26 protein-coding genes and 1 tRNA gene are annotated in these 26128 nt (G+C 51.6%); 22 read left to right on the top strand and 5 right to left on the bottom strand.

Annotation, left to right across the window (positions count from 1 at the left end):
• Nucleotides 1–12: 12 nt before the first annotated feature.
• Genes ATORI0001_RS02985 through ATORI0001_RS02900 form a run of 19 tightly spaced genes read left to right on the top strand, consistent with a single transcriptional unit; the run spans nucleotide 13 to nucleotide 16183 of the window.
• Nucleotides 13–825 carry a hypothetical protein gene (locus ATORI0001_RS02985; RefSeq protein ID WP_003149315.1) on the top strand — a complete coding sequence of 271 codons (813 nt, stop codon included), beginning with the start codon at nucleotides 13–15 and terminating at the stop codon, nucleotides 823–825.
• On the top strand, nucleotides 825–1985 hold the full coding sequence (locus ATORI0001_RS02980) for a phage portal protein (RefSeq protein ID WP_003149356.1): 1161 nt from the start codon (nucleotides 825–827) through the stop codon (nucleotides 1983–1985). The genes ATORI0001_RS02985 and ATORI0001_RS02980 overlap by 1 nt, the downstream gene beginning before the upstream one ends.
• Complete coding sequence (locus ATORI0001_RS02975) at nucleotides 1986–2768, top strand: head maturation protease, ClpP-related (RefSeq protein ID WP_003149526.1); 783 nt, start codon at nucleotides 1986–1988, stop codon at nucleotides 2766–2768. It abuts the gene before it with no gap.
• Nucleotides 2769–2779: 11 nt separating this feature from the next.
• Nucleotides 2780–3976, top strand: coding sequence for a phage major capsid protein (locus tag ATORI0001_RS02970; protein WP_003149073.1), 1197 nt, complete (start codon nucleotides 2780–2782; stop codon nucleotides 3974–3976).
• A 9-nt stretch (nucleotides 3977–3985) separates the two neighbouring features.
• The gene (locus ATORI0001_RS07940) at nucleotides 3986–4309 is read left to right on the top strand and encodes a hypothetical protein (protein WP_003149328.1); all 324 of its coding nucleotides are present in this window, start codon (nucleotides 3986–3988) and stop codon (nucleotides 4307–4309) included.
• The gene (locus ATORI0001_RS07830; RefSeq protein ID WP_003149484.1) at nucleotides 4281–4931 is read left to right on the top strand and encodes a head-tail adaptor protein; all 651 of its coding nucleotides are present in this window, start codon (nucleotides 4281–4283) and stop codon (nucleotides 4929–4931) included. The genes ATORI0001_RS07940 and ATORI0001_RS07830 overlap by 29 nt, the downstream gene beginning before the upstream one ends.
• Nucleotides 4918–5304 (top strand): HK97 gp10 family phage protein, encoded by a 387-nt coding sequence (locus tag ATORI0001_RS07935; protein ID WP_003149514.1) that lies wholly within the window; start codon nucleotides 4918–4920, stop codon nucleotides 5302–5304. Before ATORI0001_RS07830 ends, ATORI0001_RS07935 begins: the two co-directional genes overlap by 14 nt.
• A complete protein-coding gene (locus ATORI0001_RS02950) occupies nucleotides 5304–5639 on the top strand; it encodes a hypothetical protein (RefSeq protein ID WP_003149042.1) in 336 nt (111 codons plus the stop codon). The genes ATORI0001_RS07935 and ATORI0001_RS02950 overlap by 1 nt, the downstream gene beginning before the upstream one ends.
• Nucleotides 5640–5656: 17 nt before the next feature.
• A complete protein-coding gene (locus tag ATORI0001_RS07630) occupies nucleotides 5657–6238 on the top strand; it encodes a major tail protein (RefSeq protein WP_003149213.1) in 582 nt (193 codons plus the stop codon).
• A 58-nt stretch (nucleotides 6239–6296) separates the two neighbouring features.
• The gene (locus tag ATORI0001_RS02940) at nucleotides 6297–6737 is read left to right on the top strand and encodes a hypothetical protein (protein ID WP_003149372.1); all 441 of its coding nucleotides are present in this window, start codon (nucleotides 6297–6299) and stop codon (nucleotides 6735–6737) included.
• The gene (locus ATORI0001_RS07930) at nucleotides 6697–6981 is read left to right on the top strand and encodes a hypothetical protein (protein WP_162010739.1); all 285 of its coding nucleotides are present in this window, start codon (nucleotides 6697–6699) and stop codon (nucleotides 6979–6981) included. The genes ATORI0001_RS02940 and ATORI0001_RS07930 overlap by 41 nt, the downstream gene beginning before the upstream one ends.
• 9 nt (nucleotides 6982–6990) lie before the next feature.
• Nucleotides 6991–10419 carry a phage tail tape measure protein gene (locus ATORI0001_RS07625; protein WP_003149012.1) on the top strand — a complete coding sequence of 1143 codons (3429 nt, stop codon included), beginning with the start codon at nucleotides 6991–6993 and terminating at the stop codon, nucleotides 10417–10419.
• On the top strand, nucleotides 10419–11291 hold the full coding sequence (locus ATORI0001_RS02930) for a phage tail family protein (protein WP_003149154.1): 873 nt from the start codon (nucleotides 10419–10421) through the stop codon (nucleotides 11289–11291). Before ATORI0001_RS07625 ends, ATORI0001_RS02930 begins: the two co-directional genes overlap by 1 nt.
• Nucleotides 11292–11300: 9 nt before the next feature.
• Nucleotides 11301–12197 (top strand): hypothetical protein, encoded by an 897-nt coding sequence (locus tag ATORI0001_RS07620; protein WP_003149352.1) that lies wholly within the window; start codon nucleotides 11301–11303, stop codon nucleotides 12195–12197.
• A complete protein-coding gene (locus tag ATORI0001_RS02920; RefSeq protein ID WP_003149309.1) occupies nucleotides 12197–13423 on the top strand; it encodes a hypothetical protein in 1227 nt (408 codons plus the stop codon). Before ATORI0001_RS07620 ends, ATORI0001_RS02920 begins: the two co-directional genes overlap by 1 nt.
• A gap of 14 nt (nucleotides 13424–13437) precedes the next feature.
• Complete coding sequence (locus ATORI0001_RS02915; RefSeq protein WP_003149242.1) at nucleotides 13438–14541, top strand: hypothetical protein; 1104 nt, start codon at nucleotides 13438–13440, stop codon at nucleotides 14539–14541.
• Nucleotides 14542–14559: 18 nt separating this feature from the next.
• Nucleotides 14560–14874 carry a hypothetical protein gene (locus ATORI0001_RS02910; protein ID WP_003149583.1) on the top strand — a complete coding sequence of 105 codons (315 nt, stop codon included), beginning with the start codon at nucleotides 14560–14562 and terminating at the stop codon, nucleotides 14872–14874.
• 23 nt (nucleotides 14875–14897) lie between these two features.
• The gene (locus tag ATORI0001_RS02905; RefSeq protein ID WP_003149371.1) at nucleotides 14898–15128 is read left to right on the top strand and encodes a holin; all 231 of its coding nucleotides are present in this window, start codon (nucleotides 14898–14900) and stop codon (nucleotides 15126–15128) included.
• Nucleotides 15128–16183: a peptidoglycan recognition protein family protein gene (locus ATORI0001_RS02900; protein WP_003149417.1), complete on the top strand. Its 1056-nt coding sequence runs from the start codon at nucleotides 15128–15130 to the stop codon at nucleotides 16181–16183. The genes ATORI0001_RS02905 and ATORI0001_RS02900 overlap by 1 nt, the downstream gene beginning before the upstream one ends.
• A gap of 712 nt (nucleotides 16184–16895) precedes the next feature.
• Here ATORI0001_RS02900 and ATORI0001_RS02895 read toward each other — a convergent pair.
• The 5 genes from ATORI0001_RS02895 to ATORI0001_RS02875 form a co-directional block, all read right to left on the bottom strand.
• On the bottom strand, nucleotides 16896–17345 hold the full coding sequence (locus ATORI0001_RS02895; RefSeq protein WP_003149439.1) for a hypothetical protein: 450 nt from the start codon (nucleotides 17343–17345) through the stop codon (nucleotides 16896–16898).
• A gap of 48 nt (nucleotides 17346–17393) precedes the next feature.
• Entirely contained in the window at nucleotides 17394–17642 is a 249-nt protein-coding gene (locus ATORI0001_RS02890; RefSeq protein WP_003149089.1) for a hypothetical protein, read from the bottom strand.
• A 339-nt stretch (nucleotides 17643–17981) separates the two neighbouring features.
• Nucleotides 17982–18072 (bottom strand) — tRNA-Ser (locus ATORI0001_RS02885).
• Nucleotides 18073–18112: 40 nt separating this feature from the next.
• Entirely contained in the window at nucleotides 18113–19078 is a 966-nt protein-coding gene (gene gluQRS, locus ATORI0001_RS02880) for a tRNA glutamyl-Q(34) synthetase GluQRS (protein ID WP_003149299.1), read from the bottom strand.
• Nucleotides 19079–19083: 5 nt separating this feature from the next.
• A complete protein-coding gene (locus ATORI0001_RS02875) occupies nucleotides 19084–19725 on the bottom strand; it encodes a GNAT family N-acetyltransferase (RefSeq protein WP_003149114.1) in 642 nt (213 codons plus the stop codon).
• A gap of 151 nt (nucleotides 19726–19876) precedes the next feature.
• Between ATORI0001_RS02875 and purH the strand changes: the two genes are divergently transcribed.
• From purH to nifJ, 3 genes are all read left to right on the top strand, one after another.
• Complete coding sequence (gene purH, locus ATORI0001_RS02870) at nucleotides 19877–21499, top strand: bifunctional phosphoribosylaminoimidazolecarboxamide formyltransferase/IMP cyclohydrolase (RefSeq protein ID WP_003149061.1); 1623 nt, start codon at nucleotides 19877–19879, stop codon at nucleotides 21497–21499.
• Between the two features lie 20 nt (nucleotides 21500–21519).
• Entirely contained in the window at nucleotides 21520–22185 is a 666-nt protein-coding gene (locus ATORI0001_RS02865) for a hypothetical protein (RefSeq protein ID WP_040324524.1), read from the top strand.
• Between the two features lie 260 nt (nucleotides 22186–22445).
• Entirely contained in the window at nucleotides 22446–26006 is a 3561-nt protein-coding gene (nifJ, locus tag ATORI0001_RS02860; protein ID WP_003149350.1) for a pyruvate:ferredoxin (flavodoxin) oxidoreductase, read from the top strand.
• Nucleotides 26007–26128 lie beyond the last annotated feature (122 nt).

The raw sequence follows: 26128 nt of genomic DNA, 5'->3' as shown, positions 1-26128 counted from the left end.
AAAGAGGACTGTATGCCAGACCAGCGAAGCTTTTACGACTATGAGGGCTTTGTCGATAAGTTTAAGCCTAAAAAGACGACAGATGACTGCTATACACCGCAGCCAATCTACGATGCAATTCTTGAGTGGTGCAGACATGAGTACGATATACCGGCAGACGCTCCTATCGTGAGGCCTTTTAAGCCAGGCGGAGACTATCAGTGTACGGCCTATCCCGAGGGCTGCTATGTTGTCGATAACCCGCCTTTTTCGATTTTGGCTGAGATTAGACGCTGGTATCTCGCGCGAGGTATCAAGTACTTTCTTTTTGCCCCGGCAATGACGATTTTTGGGAGCAAAATTGACGACTGCGCGATTTGCGCCGGTGCGTCGATTGTATATGCCAATGGCGCAGAAGTTCGTACCTCTTTTGTGACAAACCTTGCCGGAGATTATGTCGCCATGAGCGTACCAGGCTTGAGACGGGTAATCGATGATGCCATGGAGGCACTTGCCGCCACAGAGAAAAAAGAGCTCCCGCGATACGAGTATCCCGATAACGTCGTTACCGCATCGATGCTCAATGAGCTTTCAAAGGGCGGCGAGGCTGTCCGTATTGGCCGTAGATCATCCGCAAAGATAGCGCGTCTTGATGCTCAGACATCGATTAAAAAATCAATCTTTGGCAGCGGGTTTTTAGTCGGTAGCGCAAAGGCATCTGACATAGCAAAAGCAAAAGCAAAAGCAAAAGCAAAAGCAAAAGCAAAAGCTGCTCCTCTCGTCTTTGAGCTTTCGCAGAGAGAGAGAGCAATCATTGACATTCTTGATCGTAAAGGCGGTGAGTGATGGCATTTCGCGAGCGTATCGTAGACTTCCTCGGCCATGTACTTGGCCGAGACGGTAAGCCTGCGACAATTACGGCAGCATATGACCTTGAGGCGTGCAAGTGGATGGAGATAGCACGCGACACAATGGCCTCGTATGTATCTGCGGCTCTGCAAAAGTCAGAAATCAGGTTTTATAGCAGTAAAAATGAGCGCACCTTTGACGATGGTGCGTGGCTTTGGAATGTGTCGCCAAACCCCAATCAATCCCGCGCTGAGCTTATAGACGGGCTTGTTCGTGAGCTTCTCTGCAAGAGAGGCGAGGCGCTTATCGTGCCGGTAAAAACAGGTTCCGGCTATCAAATTTACCTTGCGAGCGGCTTTATACGTGAGCAAGGACAAGGTGAGGATACCTTTAGCGGCATTATGTCCGCTCGCAGGCAGATACCAGGTACGTACCGCGCCCGCGATGTGTACTATTTCGACCTTTCCGCATCAAACGGCGTTTCGTCGATTATGCGAGCGGCTGAGCAGCAATATCAAGCCCTTGCAGGTTCCGTTATCGCCGCCATGCGTGACCACAACGCGCCGAAGTGGGTATTTGAGCTTGGGAGCAGCCTTAATGGCACGCCTGAGCAACAAAAAGAGCAGCGCGAGAACTTGCAGAAAAACCTTGAGCGATTTATCAAGGCAAACGGTGCGGCCGTGTGGCCACTGCACAGTGGTCAGGTTATATCAAGGGTATCTGAGGGCACCAATGCAAACCCCGTGACGTCTTCACAGGTAGCAGAGATACGCAAGGACATGTTCGAGACGGTCGCGGAGTGTTTCCGTATGCCAACCTCGCTTCTTTATGGCAACACCAACAACTTCACCGAGCTCTTGTCGAGCTTTTTAACGTTTGCCGTTGATCCACTCGCCGCAGCTATCGGCGAGGAGCTTACGCGCAAGACGTATACGCAAAGCCAGTGGGCAGAGGGCGCCCGCGCCGTCGTAGACACTACGCACGTCCGGCACGTAGACCTTTTCGCGGTTGCCGGAGAAATTGAGAAGCTCGTAGGCAGCTCGATTGACAGTCCTAACGAGATACGCGGCTTCACCGGCCAAGACCCGCTAGACGAGCTTTGGGCGGATGAATACCAACGAACAAAAAACCACGAGTCGGCGGGCGGGGGTGAATAAATGGATACCGAAAAAGTAATGCAGCTGGTTGTGACGCAAGACGAGCCGGATGTGGCAAAGCTCACCATTTATGGTGACATTACCGATGGTTCTTTCTTTGTGCTTCTTTTTGATAAGGAAGACCCGTCTACGACAGGCGGCCTTGATATTGTCAAGGCATTGTCGGAGCTTTCCGACGATGTAAAGACGGTAGAGGTACACATCAATTCTTACGGCGGCGAGGTTATGCAAGGCGTGGCGATTTACAACGCGCTTCGCGATTGCGGCCGTGAGGTCGTGACGGTATGTGATGGCTTTGCCTGCTCGATTGCATCGGTCATCTTTATGGCAGGCTCGCGCCGCATCATGCGTCCGGCATCGCTTTTGATGCTCCACAATCCGTGGGTTTCGGCTCGCGGCAATGCGCAAGATCTGCGCAAGCAGGCCGACACGCTCGATACCATCGCGGAGCTGTCTAAAACGGCTTACATGACAGGTACGTCACTCGATCGCGAGACGTTAGATGCTGTTATGGATGCCGAGACGTGGGTAAGCCCCGAGCAAGCCCTCGAGTGGGGACTTGCCACTGAGGTTAGTGGCAGCAAGGAGGCAGATACGCCTACGCAGTCCGCCCGTGAGACGGTAATGGCTGCGCTTTTGCTCACAAACGTTGATATTCCGGTACAGACGTCAAAGCCTGCACCCGTTGACCCTGAGCCAAAGCTAGAGCCAAAGGAAGTACAAGACCAAGGCACTACCGAGACGCACTTTCAGCGCCTCGCCCGTATTTTTGGCGACAATTAAGGAGACAAACTATGCCAATTACGCTAAATAACATTTCTCGCGATGCCTCCAAGCAGCTTGCCGCTGCTTTTGCATCCGAGGACACGCAGCAAATCGAGGAGGGTTTTGCTGCATTGCAGCTCGCCATTGCTGAGGATGTTGCTGCGCAGTACAAGGAGGCCGTTGCCACAAATGACGCGGCTATCCTTTCCGCGCGTGGTTTCCGCCAGCTGACGAGCACCGAGACCAAGTACTACGAGAGCGTTATTGAGGCTCTCAAGTCCGATGCGCCCATGCAGGCGTTCGCCTCTATCCCTGATAAGGCTTTGCCCGTCACAGTGATTGATGATGTGATGCGCAACATCACCAAAGATCACCCACTGCTCGCAAAGGTACACATCACGCCTACCGGCGCAGTTACGCGCTATGTGCGCAACCGCCACGGCTCCAAGCGTGCCGTTTGGGGCGCCTTGGATGCGGCCATTGCGACGGAGATTACCTCTGACTTTGACGTTATCGACATCACACAGGGTAAGCTGTCCTGCTTTGCCATTGTCACTCGCGACATGCTTGCGCTCGGCCCCACATGGCTTGACGGCTATGTACGAGCCGTCCTTACCGAGGCTATTGCAGATGGTCTTGAGTACGGCATTGTTGCCGGTAAGGGTGCCGCAGGTGAGCCAACCGGCCTCAATCGCAAGATTGCCAAAGACGCCGACTACAACGCCACCACCGGTTACAAGGAGAAGACCGCTGAGCTGGTCACTACCTTTGAGCCAAAGGAGTACGGTAAGTTGGTCGCAAAGCTCGCGAAAAACGAGGGCGGCAAGGACAAAGGAGCAGGTGCACTTGCGAGTCTGTCGCTCATTTGTAATTCGACCGACTACCTCACCAAGATCATGCCGGCAAGTACGACTCAAACGCCGGACGGTCGCTATGTCAACGGCTTGTTCCCGGTACCGACTGAGGTAATCGAGTCTGCGGCTGTGGCTGATGGTAAGGCAATCCTTGCATTGCTCGGTGAGTATGACATGTTTGTCGGTGGAGATCGCGGCATTGAGTATTCCGACGACTTTAAGTTCTTGAACGATCAGCGCGTCTTTAAGGTCGTTACCTATGCCAACGGCATTGCCTACGACGATACGACCGCGCTTGTTCTCGACCTTTCTAAGCTCGAGCCTCAGTATCTCAATGTCACCGTCAAGGGTGAGGTTAAGACTAAGGCGTAAGGAGGCGCAATGGCTGACTATACGCCAGAGGAGCGATTAGAGGCCGTAAAGCGCAAGCTTAATGTCACATGGCAAAACCCGGAGACTGACGGGCGGCTCGATGATGTAATTGCCATCGCGTCGCCCGCTTTGGCATCCCGCCTTGGCTATGAGCACACGCACGCTTTCTCTCCTGCTGACGGCGAGCCGTGGGGGCTTTTCCTCAATGCGTGCCTTTATGAGTTCTCCGATGCTTTGGATGACTTCTGGCGCAATTACGCCGAGGAGCTACGCACTGCGCGTTCGCTTATTACCAAAGGTGAGCATGTGGCAGGTGATGACAGTGAGCCTTAAGGCAAAGCGTGTCGTCTTTGCGCCGACAGACGGCGTATTAGACATCTGTAATGATGATTCAAATCGTCTTATCCGCGGCTTAGATTTCTCACGCCCCGCCGGACTTACGCCCTTAGTAAGCGGTCTTGCGTTTCGCAAGTCCGCCGTTCGCGCAGTTGACGCGCAATTACTCGGAGCGAGCGCAGAGGCGGTCACGCTTAAGGTTTCCATACGCCGGCCTCCGAAGCTTGATACTACCAATACCATCTCCATTGATGACAAGGTCTACGACATTACGCGCACAGACGATGATGGCCGCCTTGTGTGGCTTTACCTCACGCAGATAAAAACATTTGGCCAATGTGAGCTCGTGTCAGTCAAGACAACCTATGACGATCTTGGTATTGCAAAGAGTATTGAGGCGCGCCAAAAGGTATACATGCGCGCGATTACATACGGCCAAGAGGCCGCCTCAAAGGGTCTTTTTAACGATACGACAATCACGCTGCGCACTTGCGACTATGCGGGTGAGCGTGTCGTTGTTATGGCCGGTGTGCGCTACCGCGTGCAGAGTGTTGCCGGAGACGGCGACTGGGTGCGCCTGCGCTGTGTTGAGGGGGTGGCTGAGGTTGGCAAGTCATAGCTATACCGTATCTACCGACGAGTTGGCAGCAGCTATCGCTGAGATGGTACAAGACACCATTGACGAGGATGAAAAAGTTCTGCATGAGCGCGTACAGGAGGCCGCAAAAACCACCGTAAAGCAGCTCAAAAGTTCATCGCCGAAGAAAACCGGCGTATATGCCTCTAGCTGGATTGCGACTGTTGATGATGACGACATCGGGCACATGGCTGTGACGGTTCACAATCGCAAAAAGCCGGGACTAACTCACCTGCTCGAAAAAGGTCACGCCAAATTTATTCATGGCCATCCGACAGGCGGCCGTGTTGCCGCACATCCGCATATTGAGCCAGCCTATGAGGCAGGAGCTAGGGTATTAAGGCGGGGGACATAATGCAGACCTTAAGAGAGCTCACCTCATGTATCAAATCGTGTGGCCTGCCGTTTGCGCAGATTGAGTTTGATACGACCGACGGATCAACGCCGCCGGAGATGCCGTTTGCCTTACTTGTGCCGGAGACGACGCAAGACGAGATAGCAGACGGCATCAATTTTTACCACGTTACGCCATATACCGTAGAGATCTATACACACGGCCGCGATATGGACTTGGAGGGGCGCTTTGAGCTCGCCCTTATCAAAGCCGGGTTTGCATACGTACGTCGTACGGTGCCTCTTGGTGATGGCGTGCTTGAGACAACCTATACCGTCACTACCTACGGGCAGTGACGCAGAAAGGAGGCCGTATGGCCGCAGAGCAAAAGGTCAGATTTGGCCTGAGTAAACTTCATTTCGCAGAGCTTACCGCTGATGGTAAAGCCGCAAAGCCTTGGCCAAATATTGGCGCCAAGTCAGTGAGCGTATCCAATGGATCAAGTTCGTCTATGTCGATTCCCGCCGACAATAACCCCAACTTTTTCACAAAGTCAGGAGGCGCCAGCGGTAAAGAGTACGAGTTTGAGGCTACGCGCTTTGTGCGTGATTTCTACACCAAAATCTTGGGACAAACCAAAGACGCCACTACAGGCGCTCTTGTCGAGTCTGTAGACGACGTAGCAAAGCAATTTGCCGTTGGCTTTGAGATTAGTGGCGATTTGGGCGGCTATCGCGTCTGGGTGCTCAACTGCGCCGCCACAGGAGTACCTACCTATTCCGCCAACACCAATACCGAGGGCAGTCTTTCTGAGTCCTCTGAGAAGCTCTCCGTTAAGGCGTCCTCGATTAAGTGTAAGGACGGCAAAGAGCGCACGGTGGTTACCTTTGAGCCGGGCGACGCCGGATATGCTACCGCCTTTGATGCGGTGCCATTCCTCGCCGCTGCTGCGTAAGGACTGTTTTTAAGCGGGGGAGCAATTCCCCCGCTTTTTCATTAAGGGAGAAGAGATCATGGCTGTAAACGCAAACAATACCGATATTATCGATATGACAGACAGTCTCAGCCGCGAGCTTGAGGTTGAGGCAAGTAATTTTGCCTGCAAGATTTACGCAGACGAGTTTCGCGGCAAGGTCACGGAGCCGTATAAAGGCTCACTGATTCATGACCTGCTTATGACGCGAAAAACAATTAGTGAAAAAGAACTTGGTTTTCCCGAGTGGGGCGATGTACCACAGCTTTTAGGCATTGTGTGGGCTATGGCCACAGCCGCAGGGGCTATCAAGTGCAAATATACAAAGTTTGAGAGTGACGTTTTGAAGGGCACTGCGAATATGTATGAGTGCGCCGGCGCATTTAATGTCGTCGCGGGTGAGCTTGCAGAGCGCACCTTTTTTCGCCTCCCAAAACGACTTGGAAATCTTCAAAAATCCGACGAAGCAGAGACCGCGTAAAGGGTTACCGCAACCGCCGGAGTATGCGCCGCCTAAAGAGGTAAGCGCATGGAAAGAGCTTGCACTCATTGTGCAGCTTATAGAGGCAGGCGTGCCGTATGGCGACGCTTTGCATATGTCACCAGTAGACGCAAACAAACTATTGGCGCTCGTGAGCGCCATGAAAATACCTCCCGACGAGCGCGAGGAGGTGGAGATTATCGGCACCGCGGCTGATGCAAAGGCCGTCTTTGGCAGCTTTTAGGGAGGTTTTATGGCAAGTGAGTACAAGGGCTTGACGGTAAAGTTTGAGGGCGACTCGACAAAGCTTACTGCGGCTCTTGGTGAGATCAACAAAGCCTCCCGCAAGGCACAATCACAGCTGCGCCAGATGCAAAACGCCGCGAAAATCGACCCATCGAATATCAAGGCGTTTCGCGGCGCGGTTGAGGCGGCGCGCGATAAGGTAGAGGCGACTACCAAGCGTGTAGATGCCCTGCGTCAGGCACAACAACAGCTTGCCGCGTCAGGAGATACGACAAGTGATGCATACAAGCGAGTAAACCGTGAGCTTACACTTGCAGAGACATACCTCAAGCGCGATCAGCGTGCACTTGTGGAGGCTACCAATGCGGCGAGCGCTTTTGGCCGCGCTTCCGTGCATATCGAGCACTTTGCCGATAAAGCAAAAAACGCATCAAGTAAGATGCAGGCGATAGGCTCTACGCTTACACGTCATGTGTCCTTGCCTTTGGCCGCAGCCGCAGCCGCCTCCTTTAAGAGCGCCGTTGACATTGATACGGCGCTTACTGGGGTACGTAAGACCGTCGATATGACGGAGGAGGGCTACCAAAACCTCAAGCGTGGAGCGGTAGAGCTCTCGCGTACGCAGCCGGTAAGTGCTAACACCATTCTCAACATGGAGGCACTCGGCGCACAGCTTGGCTGGAGCAATGATAAGCTCCAAGACTTTGCCATGACTGTTGCAGGGCTTGACATTGCAACCGATATGGATGCTGAGACGGCGGCCACGGAGTTGGCGCAATTTGCCAACATCACGCGCATGGCACAGGGCGACGCCGGGCGGTATGCCAGCTCGATTGTCGCACTCGGCAATAATATGGCCACGACCGAAAGTAAGATTTCGGCCATGTCGCAGGGTATGGCATCAGCCGGTACACAAGCCGGGATGTCGCAGGCCGATATTTTAGGCATAGCCGCAGCCGCCGCATCCCTTGGTCTTGAGGCACAAGCCGGAGGCTCTGCGTTTAGCAAGACCATAAATGAAATTGGTATGGCCGTCTCGACCAACGGCAAGACCTTACAGACATGGGCTGACGTTGCCGGTATGTCAGTCGAGCAGTTTAAGGCCGCATGGCAAACTGACGTTACAGGCACCTTTGAGCGCGTTATTGAGGGCTTGGGTAAGGTCAAAGCAAACGGCGGAGACCTTAACGAAACCCTCGCTGATCTTGGTGTGACAGAGCTTCGCCAGTCTGACTTCTTGCGCCGTATGGCCGGCAACTCTGATTTGGTATCTCGCGCGGTGCAGCTCTCCAATGGCGCGTGGAAAGAGAATACGGCGCTCAATAAAGAGGTTGAGAATCGTAACAAGTCGCTTGCGGCAAAAATTGATGTGCTCAAAAATCGCGTAACGGCACTTGCCACAGAGGTTGGAGGGCCATTAGCTGACGCCGCTATGGCAGCACTTGAGGCGGCCGAGCCGTTTTTTAAGTCAGTCGAAAAAGGCGCAAAGGCGTTTGCTGAGATGGATAAAGGCAGTCAGCAGACGATACTTAAGCTGGCGGCTTTTGCCGCCGCAGCCGGTCCCGTAATTTCCATCGCAGGAAAGCTTACCGGTGCAGCCGGTAAAATCGCCGGCGGTGTTGCTGGGGCGGTTAAGGGTCTCGGCAATTTTGTCAACGCCGCTACCGCGACAGACACCGCAACAAAAGCGGCGTTTTCTTCGGCCGGTGGTCTTTCCGGCAAGCTTGGTACTTTGGCTGGTTCCGCCGGTTTAGCCGGTGGTGCGGTTGCTCTGGTAGGTGCTGCTCTTGTTGGTTTTACTGGTGCGGCCATTGCAAACGCAGTCCGCCTTGAGCATCGCTTTGATGGTGTTAAAGGTGCGATTAAGTCTTTCGACGCTGAGGTAGGCCGCTCCGGTGCCCTTGCTCATTTTTCACAGGAGCTTGACGACGTCGGACAACACAGCACTATCGCTAAGTATTCGCTTGACGACCTTGCAGGATCGCTCTCAAAGCACGGTGCCGCTATTCGCGAGAATAATGATGCCGCAGAGGGCACGATCGCGCAGCTGAATACCTTGCAAAACGTCATTGGCGACTCAATCGGCAAAACGAATCTGAGCGCAGAGGAAAACGGTAAGCTTGAGTGGGCACTGAAAACGCTTGCCGACCAGTACGGTATCAATATCAGCAAATCTGATGTTTTGGCCGGTAAATACACTGACGAGAATGGGCAGGTACAAGACCTAAAATCCAATATTGATTCTCTTGTTGAAGCAAAGAAAAAAGAAGCACGAATCAACGCCGCGGCTAAAAACCTTACTGAGGCATATTCTGCGCAGATTGACGCCGTGAAGGCGTATCAGTCTGCGGTAAAAGATCTAAATGAAGAGTACCAAAAGTCGTACAAGCATTTCTACGACACCGCGACAGATGCACAGCTTAAGACGGCCGGCCAAACTCGTGAAGAGTTTGCAGCTAATGCAGCAAAGGCATCTCATACATACAATGAGCTTAAAGGAAATGTTGATGAGGCCAAGAAGTCCTTGGAAGACATGAATGGCCAAGTCAAATACCTTGAGGCGCAGATGGGAGATGCCGCAAGTGGTGCGCTCGAATTTGGAGACGCTATCGCGGCTCTTGGCTCTAAAGCCATCGAGAGCGCAACTAATGCCGGACTTGACATTACTAAGCTATCGGAGAGCCTCCAAGCGGCTGGTGTTTCTGTTGAGCAAGTATCGGCTCTTGGTACCGATATGTTCTCGGCGCTTGCGACTGCAAGTAAAGGCAGCGTTGATGATATGGTCACGTCAATTCAAAACCTTAATGCCTTGGGAATTGACCCAAAAGAGTTTACGGTGACTGATGATGGGACGATTCAAGATCAAGCAGGGAATATTTGGGACTTTAACGCCATGACCATTAATGGCAAGCATTACACCGTCAACAGCGATGGCACTATTACAGCTGAGGAGCTTGGAATTGACCACTTAGAGGCTAAAAAGATTACTGATAAACGTTTTGTCGTTGAGGCAGAAGACCATGCAACAAGTACGATTAGTCATGTGATAGGTATGCTCTCGCAGGTCTCAGGGGTCTTTACAGCACACCTTCACGCCAACGCTTCCGGAGGAATTGTTGGCCATGCCGCCGGCGGCATACGTATGCACGCAAACGGTGGCGCAATTTACAATCGCCCAACCTTTATCAGCCCTCATGATGTAATCGGCGAGAATGGCTCAGAGTACTACGACGGGACGCATATTATTCCGCTTACCAACAAGCAGCACTCACAGCCATTTGTTGATTTGATCGCTGATGGCGTTGTGAGCCGTATGGGCAATTTGCAGCATACGGAGATTAAATACGTAACAATCAATCAAGATGTACACCTCGGTGCGAGCGACCCAAGCGTTACCGCTCGTACGATGGGGCGCGATCTCGCGGCGGTGATTTAATGGGAGCGTATAAGCCTTTTAGTATTGATATAGATGGCCTTGAGCTTAAAGCACAAAGCGAAGGCATGTCAAAAGATGGCCTCTATATCGATTGGGCTACCGGTATTACCGGATGGTTTGAGTCGCCGCCTGCTAAGGTCTCTATGACGGAGCGAGGGCAGGGACACGGCTCTTTTGATATCCCGGACGAGGCGGTATTATTCTCCGCGCGTACGGCAGTAATTGGCGTTGTCGCCTCGACTATTGACAGTGATATAGCCGCGGCGTTGCGGCGCAACCTCCTCTCCCGTACGTCTCGTATCGTCCGCGTGACGGTACGAGACGGCGAGGAAGAGACGTTTGCGCATGGATACATTACGGTCAAGTGGACTAATTCACGGCTTGACCATCTGCAAAATGGCGAGATTACCTTTGTGGCAGCAAACCCGAGACGTTACTCGACTACGGTACATACCGGATATATGGCGGCATCAGGCACGACAGACGACGGTGGACTTATCTACGACGCTGGGCAGGTGCTTCACTGGCCGCTTAAGTGGGGCGAACAAGCGCCCCGTGAAAACATTTGTACTGTGCAAAACCACGGTACCGCGACGGCCTATCCCGTCATTACCTTATCGGGAGACCTTGAGGCAGGTGCGGCCATTACCGGAGATGGGTGCGAGTTGGTATATACGCAACCTGTATACACAGGTTCTCCCGTTGTCCTCGATTGTTTGAGCAGGATCGCGACCATCAATGGCGTTGACGTTACACGTAGTCTTTCCTCGCGTACTTTCCCGGGCGTTTTACCTGGTGACTCTTTAACGCTTGTTCTTGGTGCCTCCGGCACAGGTAGCGCGAGCGTAGAGCTTAGAGATACATACATTTAAGGAGCATATATGAGCGTAGCTTTTGGCGTGCCGCAAGACGGTGCAAAGGGTACTACCGCCGCTGATATGCGGCACATCCTCGATTACAAGTGGGCAAACACCGGCGTTGTCGGCGGCCTTGAGTGCAACGGCTCAAGCGGCCTTTACTACATCGTGTCTAAGGGCATGGCCGTATGCTCTCGCGGTGCTTCTGACGGTAAAACTGAGGCGTTTTTTCCAGGCGGAAATACTCCGGCTGTTGCGGCAAATGCCACCGGTTTTAGCCGTATCGATGCCGTATGGATCAAGGCTCAAGACAAGACACAGGGCGACGCAACTAACGAGGTCGTCGTTGGTGTGGTGCAGGGTACGCCATCACAAACTCCGGTAAAACCTCAGCTGCCAACCGGCACCGTTGCTATCGCCTATATGCTGATGCCGGCGGGTGCAACTACGACGCATCAAGCATATAAAACGGGAGAAGTTGATAGTGCAAATCAGGCAGGAGCTTCTCTTGGGGTGCTGGTTGATCATACCGACTCCGGACAAGGTAATTTGTCAAGAGGGCAAGGCAAGTACACCTTTATCGGCGAAAAGTTTTTTGTGCCAACGAAGCGCGCGTTGTCCGTGCAGCTCAATGCGTCTCTACAGGCGATCAATGCAACCAATCATTTTGGTAGCGCGTACCTTTTGTATGAGATTGACGACAAGATCATCAAGACTTTTAAGCTTGGTCTTTATGATTTCTCGCCTATGTCGTACACCTTTACCGACACGACGACCGTCGATGCAGGTAACCACACAATCAAGGTATCCATATATGCCTCGGCTCAAGAGCCGGCATCTGATATCTACTTCGCGCATCGAGACGAGTACTACGACAACGGCCAGCGCCTCGTCGTAGCTGACCTTGGGATGGCGAAGTAATGTGGAGCTTACATTTAGCCGATACCATGACGGGGCTGCTGGGTGAGCCGATAGACATCCCACACTTTAGCTGGGCGCTCTCACTTACCGATAGTAGCTTAGTCACCGGCGATAAGATGGCAGGCGTAGACGAGCTGACATCGCTACAGCTCCCGTGGACGTCTGTGCCGGCAGCGACGCCACAAGCGCGCTCCGCGGCTCTGCAATCATACAAGCGCGCTATCGTCCTTTTATGGGACAATGTACCGCTTATGTATGGCATCATCGGTTCCCGCACCGATACCTACGACGGGACGAGCTTCTCGGCTCTATCGATCTTCTCGCTGCTTAAAAGTCGCATTTTGACTGACGATAGCAATTTTGGTAAAGGTACGATTTGGGCTAAAGATGCCGACTATAGCCACGAGGGCGACCAAGAGGGCACTGTGACGAGTGTCACGCGCGGAGATAAGACTTTTACCGGCTCTTTGCGCTCAATCTGCTGTCAGATTGGCCGTGAGCTTACCGACCTCAAGCCAGCCGGACAGTTGCCGATAGATTGGCAGTACCTCAACGAGGCTGGCAAGCACATCCGCACGTATCACAATTTCAACGTCCAAAATAACGATGGACAAAAGCTACTCAAAGCGATCAGCGAGGTTACCAACGGCATCGATATGCGCTGGGTGCCGTACATGGCCGATAAAAGCCACGTACGCGTACGCTTTGAGGCTGGTACCGATTCTGAGCCATATATAGGGCAGCGCGGTATACCTTTTGGATTCCACAGCTTTCGCGGTGGAGGCAACCTATCAGACATTAAGGTTGCGCATCAAGGGGCTACGATGCGCGTATATGGTACCGGTGCAGGCCATGAGGAGGCTATGCTGTGTCACAAGTCAGAGGACTTGAGACTATGCAGTACGCAAGACCCCTTACCGCTTATCGAGATGGCAAAGAGCAACTCTGACTGGGAGACACCGGCGCTTGTAGCAAGCCATACCGACGCTGTACTCGATACGGTCAAGTCTCCACTTGTGCAGATCAGCGGTGTCTATCACCTACGCGACAAATACGCTCCACAGATTGGCGAGCTTTATCCAGGCGATGTAGTAGACGTCACCATTGAGGACTTTCCGAGCTTGCCGAGTCGTATATATCGCCTGCGCGTCGCGGAGATGCGAGGTGATAGTTCAGATGCCGTAGAGATTCTTTTTGACCCAATCAAAGACCCCATATATTCGTAGTTTTAGGAGCAGAAATGAAAAGAATTAAGCTTGTAGGGCAGAAGAGCCGTGAGGAGCTTATATCTGATCGCCTTGCGTATGCCATCGATGCCGCAGAAGGAGCACTCACCGCACCTACAGGGCAGCAGTCATGGACTGATGCCAGTGCAGATACCCATACGGTAAAAGCTACGCTAGAGCGTGCAGAAACAGCCGCTGCGGAAGCCAAAACTTCCAAGGAGTTGGCGGAAAAAGCTAATGAGTTGGCTGAGGGTGCAGCTACCAAGGCACAAACGGCACAAAAAGCGGCAGAAGATGCCGCTACCGTTGCTGAGGGTGCAGCAACCAAGGCGCAAGATACAGCAAAAATTATTCACGAGAAAGTGCAAGATGGGAAAAAGGTGGTTGTTTTGGGCTCTGACACAACAACAGCAGTACAGTGGGGTGAAGTCCCGACTACGTATACGCATGGATCTAATCCTGAAACGCAAAATCAGCCTACTGTAGGCACGCAAACTGAAAATAATTTTATGTTGCACGTAAAAGGCGACGCTGTAGTTGAAAGCTTAGATGGCGACGCTGTAGTTGAAAGCTTAGGTGGCGACGTAGTACTTCATGCGGACAGTAGTCTTGACGGCAAAGTCTATATCGGTTTACCAAAAAACGATGCAAATATTGCAGCCTCACGTGGGGTACTTGCTGATGTCCTTAGTAGATATGTGCTCAATTCTGACCTTGCGGTAAAGCTTGCAAATCTTAAACCTGCTCTATCCGCTGCTGCGCTTTCCGCGCTTGATATTATTGCCGTAAAAACCGACTGGTCATATTTGCATGGCTCAGCAGCTGATGAAGGCACTGCGAGCACTTGGGCAAAGTGGCGCGTATATATGGGGGAAGTCCACATTATCGGTGCCTTGAGTAAAGGTTTTAATGGTGAGCGTTTTACCGGTCTTATCCCCTCCGAATGGCTCCCAAAGTCACCAGCGACAAGCGGTGGTATCTACTTACCGATAGATGGTACGTCTACTCTGTGGGTATCCTCAGCTGATGGCGGCTATACAGGACAGGTATACGGCTATAACAAGGAGTCTTCCTCTGTTGGTTTTGAAATCTCTTACACACCGGAAAAATGGCTCTAATGCGAGGAGGTGATGCCCATGGGAGACGAGAGCGTATCTCCGGAAGCATTTAAGGCTCTAGAGCGTCGCGTAGAGACGTTAGAGGGGCGGGTGACAAAGCATGGGGTAGAGATACAGTCTTTGCAAATCGGCACGACCGCGCTCGATATCAAGCTCGAGGCCATGCAATCGACGCTTGAGGTAATACAGGCGGCGATTGATAGGCTTAATGACAAGGTCGACGCACTTGCAAGCGTTCCCGGCGAGCATTGGAAAGATGTCACAAAGCAGGTAATCGCACTACTCGTGGCCGCAGTAGTCGGCTTTTTAATTACCAAGATGATCGGTCAGTAAGGCCGAGAAAAGGAGAAAAAGAAATGAACGTATGGATTAAAGCAGCATTGGTTCGCGCCATTAAGACGGCAGCACAAACGGCCGTTGCCCTTATCGGCACCAATGCCATCGGCATTACCGCCGTTGACTGGGCAGCGGTGGCATCTGCGGCGGCTCTGGCGGCTGTGGTGTCCTTGCTTACCTCTATAGCCGGACTTCCGGAGGTTGACTCCGGTAAGTCTCCGCTCAAGGCAGCTAGCGTGGAGGGGGAGTAATGGCAGATTTTACCGGAGAAATTACTCCTGACATTTGGGCACCCACTACAGCTTTCGACGCAGGACGCGGTGGCCACTCGGTAGCATATATCGCAATCCATCATGAGGCGACAGTTGGAGCAAGTGCAGAGCGGCTCGCGGCCATGTGGTCGGCTGGTGGCGCTACAAGCGCTCATTACTCCGTAGACGGCGACGGCGTAATTGCTCAGCACGTCTACGAGAGCGACACAGCTTACGCAGTCGGGCGCTACGTCGAAAATCAGCGCAGTATCTCCATCGAGCACGCTAACAACTCTACAAGCCCGTGGACGGTCGCAGAAGCGACACTTGAGAGCGGCGCACACCTTACGGCGGCACTCCTTATCAAGTACGGTCTGGGATATCCCGAGTGGGGTGGCAACGTCCGGCCACACCGTCAGATTGTGGCCACGGCATGCCCCGGAGAGCTCGCAGAAAGCCAAAACGCACACTTCATGGAGCGTGTGTGTTACTGGTATGAGGTCATGACCGGCTCACGCTCTACAAGTACGGCTGGCTGGCATACAGACGGCAAGGGTTCTTGGTGGTATCAGACCGGCGAGAGTGCAGACGAGTACGCCGTGGGCTGGTACAGGGTTGGCGATAAGTGGTACTACTTTAACGCTTCGGGCTGGATGATGACCGGCTGGGTACACGCAAGCTGGCAAGGCGGCGAGAAGCTCTGGTGGTATATGGATGACTCCGGCGCCCTGGTAGCCGACCAATGGATCAAGTACAAGGATAGTTGGTATCTCCTTGCATCTGATGGCCATATGCTTACCGGTAAGGTCGAGCGAGACGGCAAGATGTACTACCTCGACGCTACAGGCCGTATGGTAACCGGCTGGTACCACGACACCGGAGACGGTCGCGACATCTGGTACTACTTCGACGATGACGGAGCGATGGTGTATGACTGCGTGTACGAGGTCGGAGCGGGTAAGCTCTGCGCCTTTGACCGCGACGGCCATATGATGACAGATGATGTGACGGTCACGATCGACGCATCCGGCTACTTGTCCGGCATTAAAGCTTAAGTGCTATACTGTAACTACGAGCTAGGTGTACTACGTGTCCCTAGCTCCTACAAGGGGCTACGTTCCTAGGCGCGACCCCTTGCGCCCCGCTCCGGCGGGGTGTGCTACGGCGGAAATAAACCCCCTCTCGCTTCGTGCGGGAGGGGGTATTTTCATGTCGATTTTTCCGGAAATTACCAAGGCTTAGGTTAACTGTTCATGTCTCTGCGAATTAAATCTCGCAGATACTCCGCTTTCTTTGGCTTGTTTTGTAAGTACTCATACAGATCATAGTCATCTGGAAAAAAGCGTAAAAGAAATGTCTTAACGCTCTTTTTACGGTACTTTTCAGTAGCCTTTAGCTGAGCTTCCGTTGTCATACTATACTCCTATCTATATTGGTGGTATGATTTGGAGAACAGGAAACCCGCCCGTTTGAACGGGTTTCCCTTTGCTGTTGAGCTAACGTTTTCGGATTACTAGATATGCTACTATCTTTCGGAACGTTAGCTCAATTTTTATTCTCCACTTCACTATCTCACCTCCTTTCGTTGATACTATTATATAACGATATCACTATAAATACAAGTATAAAGATATCATCATATTATCTACATAATTAGATAATTCAAAAAAAGGGTGTGTCTACTAAACACACCCTTAAAAAGTTCTTGACTTTGTGAATAAATTTACCATTACAAACGAGCAGGTAAACGGCTTGTTGTAAGCCGTTCTAAGCGTCTATCTCTGGCTCTATGGAGTACTTGCCCTTGTCTGATGACGGTACAAATCGCACCTGGTAGCCAAGAGCGGTAAGTGCTGCGTATGTCGCGCGTGAATTGGCGTTTGCCTGCCGCCATGAGCCACCATCTGCCGGAGAATGGTGTTCGCGGTAGTCATCTTCGCTCTGCCAGTAAATCAACGTCACTTCTCGTGGCTCTTTGCCGGCTCGCTCGTGCCATTCCTCGACAATCTCAACTGCACTCTCTACGCCTGACTGTTGTAGGCGCAAAGCATCCTCGAGTATATCCCAGGCATCCTGCGGTGCGTGGTAGGTTGGATAAGATGGCGATATCCAACGGCGAACGCTGCGGTCTTCAACTCCCATAATGCGCGCGATGTCTTGCTGGTTGATTCCGACAAGCTCTGACAGCGCGCGGAACTCGGCTTTGCTTCTCTCCATGTCTTCTCCTTTAATGGATGCGCCCCCGTTTCCGAGGGCGCATTGATTCTAAAGCTCATTTCTTTCTTTAATTCTGAAGAAGTACGCTGCTGAGTAGTTTTGATTATCGCATGCCCCATAGTAGTCATTTGCTCCGCTGCAGTAATTCATCCAGTTCTTGTAAGCTTTTTCATAAGTTGGGAAACTTGCGAGTTCCTTAAAAGTTGGGTTCTCGTAAACCCCATCCTCGAACTCGTCAAAACGTACCTCTTCGATAATCCAAGTCGTGCCGTTTTCGTTTGTGTTGTACTTTTTCATCTCTAGCCCCTTTCGGCTTTTCGAGGTTGCCCCTTTGGCTCCCTCTTGTTGACTATTACTATAGCCCTATAGTAGGACTAATGCAAGGTAAAATACCTATCTTCACAATTCCTACACAATTTGAACACAATTACTTTGCCTGCTTAAAGTCGGTGATAACGTGCCTTAGATATCCTGCTCCTCTTGGTATGTCTCTGACCCCTTTATGACCCTGCTTCTGACCCTACAAAATAAAAAGCGCTGTTCAGGCATTACGTAGAAATTGTAAAGTTAATATAAAAACTCACCTTGTTTTATCTATATAATTGCAGGTAGACAAGGTGAGTAAAACAATTAAAATGGCGGAGAGCTGGGGATTCGAACCCCAGATGGGCTTTGGGCCCATACTCGCTTAGCAGGCGAGCACCTTCGGCCTCTCGGTCAGCTCTCCAAAGTAAGTGCTTGAGAATGATACCCCGAACTTGCGATTGTTACAACTCACTAAAAGGGTCAAGGGGGAAAATATTTCTGATGTTCACGTTTTCTCGATGATTTCTGAGAGCGTTCCATGAGAAACGTCGTGCAACTTCTGATGTTGAAAGCTCTTCTTGTGGCTCAGCAAGGCCTACCAGTGAGGCGAGAAATCCGATGAGTTGTTCCGCGGAGATTCCATGAGCCTTAAAAGAGCCTAGGTCAAGATCTTTGTCTCTTTTTGAAAGTCGTCTGCCACTGCCGTCAACAAGGAGAGGTACATGGGCATACGTTGGTGTCTCGTAGCCAAGGAGGTGTTGCAAATAGATTTGACGTGCAGTCGAAGAAAGGAGGTCGCATCCTCTGATCACCTGCGTGACTCCCATGTCTGCGTCATCCACGGTAACTGCCAGTTGATACGCAATTACGTTGTCGCTGCGCTGAACAAGAAAATCACCGCACGTACAGGCAAGATTTTCTCGATAGGCTCCATATACCAAGTCGGTGAAGGTAATAAAAGATGCGGGATTGTCTGAAGGTGGAACTTTAAGACGTGTCGCGGCTGCTTTATGAAGGAGACGTTTTTCTCGCTCTTCTTCTGAAAGGTTGCGACAAGTTCCCGGATACGGGTGCATTTGATCAGAAGCGTGTGGTGCAGTTGCCGCATGGAGGTCGGCTCGTGAACAAAAGCATGGGTAGAGAAGGTCTTTTGACTTCAGTTTTGTAAGCGCATCAAGGTACAACTCTTTGCGGTCGCTTTGGAAAAAGGGGCCCGCATCCCAAGTGAGTCCAAGCCACTGAAGATCTTCCATGAGAAGAGAGGCTGTATGTGGATTTTGAGCACGAGGATCAAGATCTTCAATACGAAGAACGATTTTTCCTCCTTCTGACTTTGCCGCCGACCATGCGATAAGTGCCGAAAAAACATTGCCGAGATGCATGCGACCAGAAGGAGACGGCGCAAATCTTCCTATAACAGAACTCATGGCTGTTAGAGCTCCATGGCATAGATATATGCAGAAACGGAGTTGTCTTGATCAGGAAAAACATCGGCGGATGAGATTTGTTCCAAGCCCTTGTAGTCGTAAAAATCAACATCACAGCTGTCGTCAGTGGCAAGGAAGAAGCCACTTGCATGCTGTGTTCTGAAGTAATCAATGGCGAGCGAAAAAAGGCGTCCTCCAATACCTTTACCTTGTTCATGCGGATCAATACAAAGGAGGGTAACTTCCCATGTTGAGCGCGGATCGTCAGAGTTTCTGAATGCGTCAATAAGCTCAGCTTCGGTCTGAATATATTGAGCGCCCAGCTGAAAGTAGTCTGATTTGATTTCTGTATCTGCAACATCTTGAGCAGACACCTCAATGATGCGCCAGGGCTTATTTTCTGGATATGCTGTACCATCGCCTGCAAAAATCAGACCCACAACAGCACCGTTCTTCTCGGCTACATAGAGGAATTTGGAAACGGAAAGAAAGTAAGAGGCATCAATATGACCCGATAGAAATGATTCTTCATGTGACCCATCTGCATACCAGACGCGGGCAATGAGGCTGCAAATTTGGTCAAAATCTGTGGGGACAAATGGACGATAGATAATTTGCTGCTCTTGACTTTTATGGTTGGACGCCATAAAACCTCCTTGCTGGGCGACAGATGTATCTTGCATATTATAAGTTCATTTCAAAACCTATATGAGCCGCACAAAACCGCAAGGGACTGGTAGGCTTTAGAAAGAAGGCTCGTAAACGCTATGCACAATATGGAAAATAGGGAGAAGAGCTATGTCTTTTGGTGTGATTAAGCGCGCGTTAATCTCGGTAACAAACAAGGTGGGAATTGTTGAGTTTGCTCAAGCTCTTGAGTCAGAATTTGGTGTTGAGATAATATCTACCGGCGGTACTGCTCGCGTACTTAAAGAAGCCGGAGTGAAGGTCATTCCCATTGAGGCGTATACGGACTTTCCTGAGATGATGGACGGTCGCGTGAAAACACTTCATCCTCGGGTACATGGCGGGCTTTTATGCCGTCGCGATAACCGTGATCATATCGCCGATGCTCAGGCTCATGATATCGGCATGATCGATTTAGTTTGTGTCAACTTGTACGAGTTTGAAAAGACGATTGAAAACCCTCACGTTACGTTCGTCGATGCTATCGAGCACATTGATATCGGCGGTCCGTCAATGCTTCGGTCGGCTGCAAAGAACAATGATTTTGTAACGGTTGTGAGTGATCCTGCGGATTATTCGGCTGTTTTGACAGAGATGCGTGAAAATGACGGTGCCACAACGCGTGAGACTCGGCGTCGGTTGGCACTCAAAGTTTTTCAAACAACCGCAGCATATGATGGTGCGATAGCCGCCTATCTCTCAGGTGTCATTACGACAGAAAAAGAAGAGGGTTCTGAGGCTGCAGTGGAAAGCACGGAAAAGTTCCCTCGGATATTTGCTATTGAGGCAACGAAAGAGCAAGATCTTCGCTATGGCGAAAACCCACAGCAGTCCGCGGCGTTTTATCGGCTGCCCAATGCGTCTGAGCACTCACTGGCAAGGGCTCAACAAATACAAGGGAAACCTCTTTCCTACAATAATCTGCTGGATACGGATGCCGCATGGACGGCTGTGCGAGAATTTAGCGAACCGGCAGTGATTATTTTGAAACACCAAAATCCGTGTGGCTCTGCCGTGGCCGAAAACATTGTCGAAGCGTACGATCGAGCCTTTTCGTGCGATCCAACTTCCGCATTTGGAGGCATTATCGCGGCAAACCGAGAAATCTCGCTTGAGTTTGTGGAGCATTTTGCTGACATTCAAAAGCAGTTTGTTGAGGTGCTTATTGCCCCAAGTTATACCGCGGAAGCCCGAGAGAGATTGAGTAAGAGAAAAAATCTGAGAGTACTTGCCACCGGCGGTATTACCCATGGCGGCGGACTTGAGGTCCGCACTGTTGACGGAGGTCTTTTAGTTCAGGATCTTGATCTTGCTTGTGAGGATGCCAAGACGTTTAGTGTACCTACCAAACGCCAACCAACGTCTGACGAGCTTGATGACCTTCTGTTTGCGTGGAAAGTTTGTAAAACCGTGAAGTCAAATGCTATTCTCGTCGCAAAAGATCGCATGGGACTCGGGATGGGGCCCGGACAGCCCAATCGAGTTGACGCCGCTCTTCTCGCGTGCGAACGGGCAGAACAAGCTTGTGAGCGCAGGGGGATTGCGCCGGTTGGCTTAGTTGCAGCATCAGACGCGTTCTTCCCCTTTAGAGATAACGTGGATACCCTGGCCGCCCATGGAGTCACTGCCATTATCCAGCCGGGAGGCTCGGTAAGAGACGAAGAGTCGATTGAAGCTTGTAACGAACATGATATTGCCATGGTATTCACCGGCATTCGCCATTTCAGACATTAATGAGAGTCTCGGGGATGTGTATGGATACGGAAGAATTACGGGCGGCGCAAGAATTTAAAGCGGATTCGCCTTCGCTGGTTTGTCGCTGGAGGCTTTCAGGAGGAACTCTTCCTCTTGAAAACCGTCATCTTCGGGCGCTTGGAAAGCGTGTTGTTGGAGGGCATGCAGTCTCTCCTCATTTGATTGCTTGGGCTAAACAGCATATCGAAGGGACCCTTAAGGAGGGCTCTTTGGAACATCCTGATGGGGTGTTGATGCTCGTGCTTGACAAGACCGGTAAAGCAGCCATGGCGGTGGGTCCTTATGAGGCACTGCATAAAACTTCACTTCTCTCTCTGTCCCGTCGGGCACAGACTGCCCAGAAAGAGGAAGCGGAGACAAACTGCGCACCGGAGACCCTGTGGATTGTAAAAGACGGACGGCTTGAGATTGGTGCTCTTGCCAAGGAAGTCTTCTCAGGTGCCACGTCGCTTGTGCTTGACCTTCTCGCTACGCGCAAATGTTCCGTCTCATTCAATAAAGACCTTGTGAAAGAGGTTCTTGCAGGTGAGAAGTCCTTTGATGAAGTGTTTCTTGTTTCGGACGAACACGGCATTGTTCAAGCTGATGAAGCAAAGGGTTCGGTAGGGGAAAAACTCAAATTGGATTTGCAGAAGCTGTATGCCGCAGCAAAAGGAAAAAATTGATATTGCAGGTAGTAATTCCTACTAAAAAATAGGGATTACCATCGGCGGATTTCTGACATCTTTTGATATCAATTTGGGTAATAATGAGAAGAAGTATGCGACCCTTGTAGGCCATGCCAAAGATGGTGCTGATGCGTACATACGACAGTGTGTGGGCTCAGCAAAATGCTTTGGTTACCCAGGGTCAACAGCCATAGGATCGTGTCGCATTACAAAGTGCCTGCAGAGATTGGAATCTGCAGATAAAACAAGGAGAGGATATGGCGAGAAAGTTTAAGTCCATGGATGGTAACAACGCGGCGGCGTATGTGTCGTATGCGTTTACCGAGGTAGCGGGAATTTATCCCATTACTCCATCCAGCCCAATGGCCGACTATGTCGATCAGTGGTCAGCTCAGGGTGTCAAGAACATCTTTGGATCAACCGTTAAGGTTGTCGAGATGCAGTCCGAGGCGGGTGCAGCCGGTGCCGTTCATGGTTCCCTTGGTGCAGGAGCGCTTACCACAACGTATACTGCATCACAAGGCCTGCTTCTGATGCTCCCAAACATGTATAAGATTGCCGGTGAGCAGTTGCCGGGCGTCTTCCATGTTTCGGCGCGTACCGTTGCAACTCATGCACTGAACATCTTTGGTGACCACTCAGACGTTATGGCGTGTCGCCAGACGGGCTTTGCAATGCTTGCAGAAGGCAATGTCCAAGAGGTTATGGATCTTGCTCCGGTTGCCCATCTGTCCGCCATTGAGGGCAAGGTTCCTTTCCTCAACTTCTTTGACGGCTTCCGTACCTCGCATGAGATTCAGAAGGTTGCCGTTTGGGATTATGATGACCTCGCGGAGATGTGCGATATGGATGCCGTCCAGGCATTCCGCGACCATTCTCTGAATCCTGAGCATCCGCATTCTCGCGGTTCTCACGAGAATGGTGACATCTTCTTCCAGCACCGTGAGGCATGCAACTCCGTGTATGACGAGCTTCCGGCAATCGTTGAAAGCTATATGAATAAGATCAACGCAAAGCTTGGCTCTGATTATGGCCTCTTTAACTACTATGGTGCGCCGGATGCCGATCGCGTCGTCATCTGCATGGGTTCTTTCTGCGATACCTTGGAAGAGGTTATCGACTACCTCAACGCGCATGGCGAGAAGGTCGGTCTTGTGAAGGTTCGCCTGTATCGTCCATTCTCGGTGAAGCATTTTGTTGACGTTCTCCCTGAGACGGTCAAGAAGATTGCCGTCATGGATCGTACCAAGGAGCCGGGTTCTGTTGGTGAGCCTCTGTATGAGGATGTCGTTTCTGCACTGTATGAAGCCGGAAAAGGCAATCTCACCGTTGTCGGTGGCCGCTATGGTCTTGGTTCTAAAGATACGCCACCTGCGTCCGCATTTGCTATCTTCGAAGAGCTCAAGAAGGATCAGCCTCGTCATGAGTTTACGGTTGGTATTGTGGATGATGTTACCAACCTGTCTCTGCCCGAGGATCCGGATGCTCCCAATACTGCAGCCGAAGGAACCATCGAGTGCAAGTTCTGGGGTATCGGCGGCGACGGTACGGTTGGCGCCAACAAAAACTCCATCAAGATTATCGGTGATCATACCGACAAGTACGTTCAGGCATATTTCCAGTATGACTCCAAGAAGACCGGCGGCATTACCATCAGCCACCTGCGCTTCGGTGATCACAGAATTCGCTCTCCGTACTATGTCACCAAGGCAGATTTCGTGGCGTGCCACAACCCCGCGTATATTACCAAGGGTCTCAAGATGGTGCGCGACGTCAAGCCGGGAGGAAAGTTCCTCGTAAACTGCCAGTGGGATGCCGAAGAGTTCTCACATCACTTCCCGGCAGAGGCAAAGCGTTATGTTGTTAAGAACAACATCAGCGTGTATCTCATTAACGCCATTGACCTTGCCAAAGAGATTGGCATGGGCAAGCGCACCAACACCATTCTTCAGTCGGCATTCTTTGCCCTTGCAAAGGTTCTGCCTGAGGAAGATGCACTGAAGTACATGAAGGACGCCGCAACGCATTCATACCTGAAGAAGGGCCAGAATGTCGTTGATATGAACCACAAGGCAATCGATGCCGGCGCTACCGCATTCAAGAAGATTGAGATTCCTGCTGACTGGGCAGATGCTCAGGATGCGCCTAACCCCATCTCTCTTGAGGGTCGTGCGGCTCTTCTGAAACAGGTTCAGGAAATCATGAACCCCGTTTCCCGCATGGAAGGCGATTCCCTGCCTGTTTCCGTGTTTAAGGATCACGCTGACGGCCAGTTTGAACTTGGCGCAGCGGCATACGAGAAGCGTGGCATTGCCGTTATGGTTCCTCGCTGGGATGACACCAAGTGTATCCAGTGCAACCAGTGCGCCTATGTCTGTCCTCACGCAGCCATCCGTCCCTTTGTCCTCACCGACGAAGAGGTTGCTGCCGCTCCTGCAGCTGCGGTCTTTAAGGATGCCGTCGGCCCCAAGGCCAAGGGCCTGAAGTTTGAGATTGCCGTTTCTCAGTTTGACTGCACCGGCTGCTCCAACTGCGTATATATCTGCCCGGCTGATGCGCTTACCATGGTTGCTGCCGAAGAAGAGCAGCCTAAGCAGGAGATCTTTGATTATTCTGTCGCACATGTTGCCGAGAAGCCCGAACTTGTCGCAAACAACGTTAAGGGCTCCCAGTTCAAGAAGCCGCTTCTTGAGTTCTCCGGCTCTTGCGCCGGCTGCGCTGAGACCAGCTATGGTCGTTTGGTGACCCAGCTCTTTGGCGATCGTATGTATATCTCCAATGCAACGGGCTGCTCGTCCATCTGGGGTAACCCCGCGTCTTGCTCGCCCTTTACAACCGATGCTTACGGCCATGGTCCCGCGTGGAACAACTCGCTGTTTGAGGACAATGCCGAGCATGGTATGGGCCTCATGCTTGGCCACCAAGCAGAGCAGAAGCATCTCTTGGACGTTGCTCAAAGGCTCTCCGAGTCTTCCGAAGCAAGCCAGGCACTCAAGGATGCGGCTCAGGCATGGATCAGTTCCGTATCTGATGCGGCACTGAGTAAGCAGGCTGCCGAGGCTCTCGTAGCCGAGCTTGGCTCATCCAATACTCCTGAGGCCGCAGAGCTTCTCGCCAATAAGAGCTACCTCACCAAGAAGTCCTTCTGGATCTTCGGTGGTGACGGTTGGGCATATGATATCGGCTTTGGCGGCCTTGACCACGTGCTTGCTTCCGGCGAAGATATCAATGTGTTTGTCTTTGACACTGAGGTATATTCCAATACGGGCGGACAGGCTTCCAAGGCTTCTCGTCTCGGTCAGGTTGCACAGTTTGCTGCCGCAGGCAAGGATGTGAAGCAGAAGAATCTTGCCGAAATTGCCATGACATACGGATATGTGTATGTGGCACAGGTATCTATGGGTGCAAACCTTGCTCAGACACTGAAAGCAATTGCTGAGGCCGAGGCATATCCTGGACCATCGCTCATTATCGGATACTCTCCATGCGAGATGCACTCCATCAAAGGCGGAATGGCTCATGCACAGGAAGAGATGAAGAAAGCCGTAGAGACAGGATATTGGAACCTCTATCGCTTCAATCCTTCCGCGCCAGTGGGCAAGAAGTTCACGCTTGATTCCAAGGCGCCTGCCGGCGGCTATCAAGAGTTCCTCATGAATGAGGCTCGCTATAGCCGTCTAACCCGTGAGTTCCCCGAGAACGCTGATAAGCTGTTTAAGGAGAATGAGGCTGCAGCAATGGCTCGCTATGACCACCTGGTTCGTCTTAAGGCGCTCTACGCTTCCGAGACTGATAGCGAGGAAGAGAAGAAGAACTAGCACAAAAGCAATCTGTGACATAAAGCTTTAGTTGCAGAAAGCTACGAGTTTATACGCGTGACCGGGTCGGAGAGAGATCTCAGGCCCGGTTGCTCGTTCAAAGTAGGTGCGGCGCAAGAAAA

Source organism: Lancefieldella rimae ATCC 49626 (genome assembly GCF_000174015.1).
GTDB lineage: Bacteria > Actinomycetota > Coriobacteriia > Coriobacteriales > Atopobiaceae > Lancefieldella > Lancefieldella rimae.
The sequence above is the reverse complement of the archived record's forward strand: the minus strand, read 5'-3'. Positions and strand labels throughout refer to the sequence as shown.

Coding starts and splice junctions, on each gene's coding strand:
- ATORI0001_RS02950 (WP_003149042.1), top strand. CDS start 5,304: ATGCAGACCTTAAGAGAGCTCACCTCATGTATCAAATCGTGTGGCCTG.
- ATORI0001_RS02895 (WP_003149439.1), bottom strand. CDS start 17,345: ATGGAGAGAAGCAAAGCCGAGTTCCGCGCGCTGTCAGAGCTTGTCGGA.
- ATORI0001_RS02920 (WP_003149309.1), top strand. CDS start 12,197: ATGTGGAGCTTACATTTAGCCGATACCATGACGGGGCTGCTGGGTGAG.
- ATORI0001_RS07940 (WP_003149328.1), top strand. CDS start 3,986: ATGGCTGACTATACGCCAGAGGAGCGATTAGAGGCCGTAAAGCGCAAG.
- gluQRS (WP_003149299.1), bottom strand. CDS start 19,078: ATGAGTTCTGTTATAGGAAGATTTGCGCCGTCTCCTTCTGGTCGCATG.
- ATORI0001_RS02900 (WP_003149417.1), top strand. CDS start 15,128: ATGGCAGATTTTACCGGAGAAATTACTCCTGACATTTGGGCACCCACT.
- ATORI0001_RS02970 (WP_003149073.1), top strand. CDS start 2,780: ATGCCAATTACGCTAAATAACATTTCTCGCGATGCCTCCAAGCAGCTT.
- ATORI0001_RS02905 (WP_003149371.1), top strand. CDS start 14,898: ATGAACGTATGGATTAAAGCAGCATTGGTTCGCGCCATTAAGACGGCA.
- ATORI0001_RS07630 (WP_003149213.1), top strand. CDS start 5,657: ATGGCCGCAGAGCAAAAGGTCAGATTTGGCCTGAGTAAACTTCATTTC.
- ATORI0001_RS02980 (WP_003149356.1), top strand. CDS start 825: ATGGCATTTCGCGAGCGTATCGTAGACTTCCTCGGCCATGTACTTGGC.
- ATORI0001_RS07830 (WP_003149484.1), top strand. CDS start 4,281: ATGTGGCAGGTGATGACAGTGAGCCTTAAGGCAAAGCGTGTCGTCTTT.
- ATORI0001_RS02975 (WP_003149526.1), top strand. CDS start 1,986: ATGGATACCGAAAAAGTAATGCAGCTGGTTGTGACGCAAGACGAGCCG.
- ATORI0001_RS07625 (WP_003149012.1), top strand. CDS start 6,991: ATGGCAAGTGAGTACAAGGGCTTGACGGTAAAGTTTGAGGGCGACTCG.
- ATORI0001_RS02930 (WP_003149154.1), top strand. CDS start 10,419: ATGGGAGCGTATAAGCCTTTTAGTATTGATATAGATGGCCTTGAGCTT.
- nifJ (WP_003149350.1), top strand. CDS start 22,446: ATGGCGAGAAAGTTTAAGTCCATGGATGGTAACAACGCGGCGGCGTAT.
- ATORI0001_RS02865 (WP_040324524.1), top strand. CDS start 21,520: ATGGATACGGAAGAATTACGGGCGGCGCAAGAATTTAAAGCGGATTCG.
- ATORI0001_RS02940 (WP_003149372.1), top strand. CDS start 6,297: ATGGCTGTAAACGCAAACAATACCGATATTATCGATATGACAGACAGT.
- ATORI0001_RS02910 (WP_003149583.1), top strand. CDS start 14,560: ATGGGAGACGAGAGCGTATCTCCGGAAGCATTTAAGGCTCTAGAGCGT.
- ATORI0001_RS02915 (WP_003149242.1), top strand. CDS start 13,438: ATGAAAAGAATTAAGCTTGTAGGGCAGAAGAGCCGTGAGGAGCTTATA.
- purH (WP_003149061.1), top strand. CDS start 19,877: ATGTCTTTTGGTGTGATTAAGCGCGCGTTAATCTCGGTAACAAACAAG.
- ATORI0001_RS02875 (WP_003149114.1), bottom strand. CDS start 19,725: ATGGCGTCCAACCATAAAAGTCAAGAGCAGCAAATTATCTATCGTCCA.
- ATORI0001_RS07620 (WP_003149352.1), top strand. CDS start 11,301: ATGAGCGTAGCTTTTGGCGTGCCGCAAGACGGTGCAAAGGGTACTACC.
- ATORI0001_RS02890 (WP_003149089.1), bottom strand. CDS start 17,642: ATGAAAAAGTACAACACAAACGAAAACGGCACGACTTGGATTATCGAA.
- ATORI0001_RS02985 (WP_003149315.1), top strand. CDS start 13: ATGCCAGACCAGCGAAGCTTTTACGACTATGAGGGCTTTGTCGATAAG.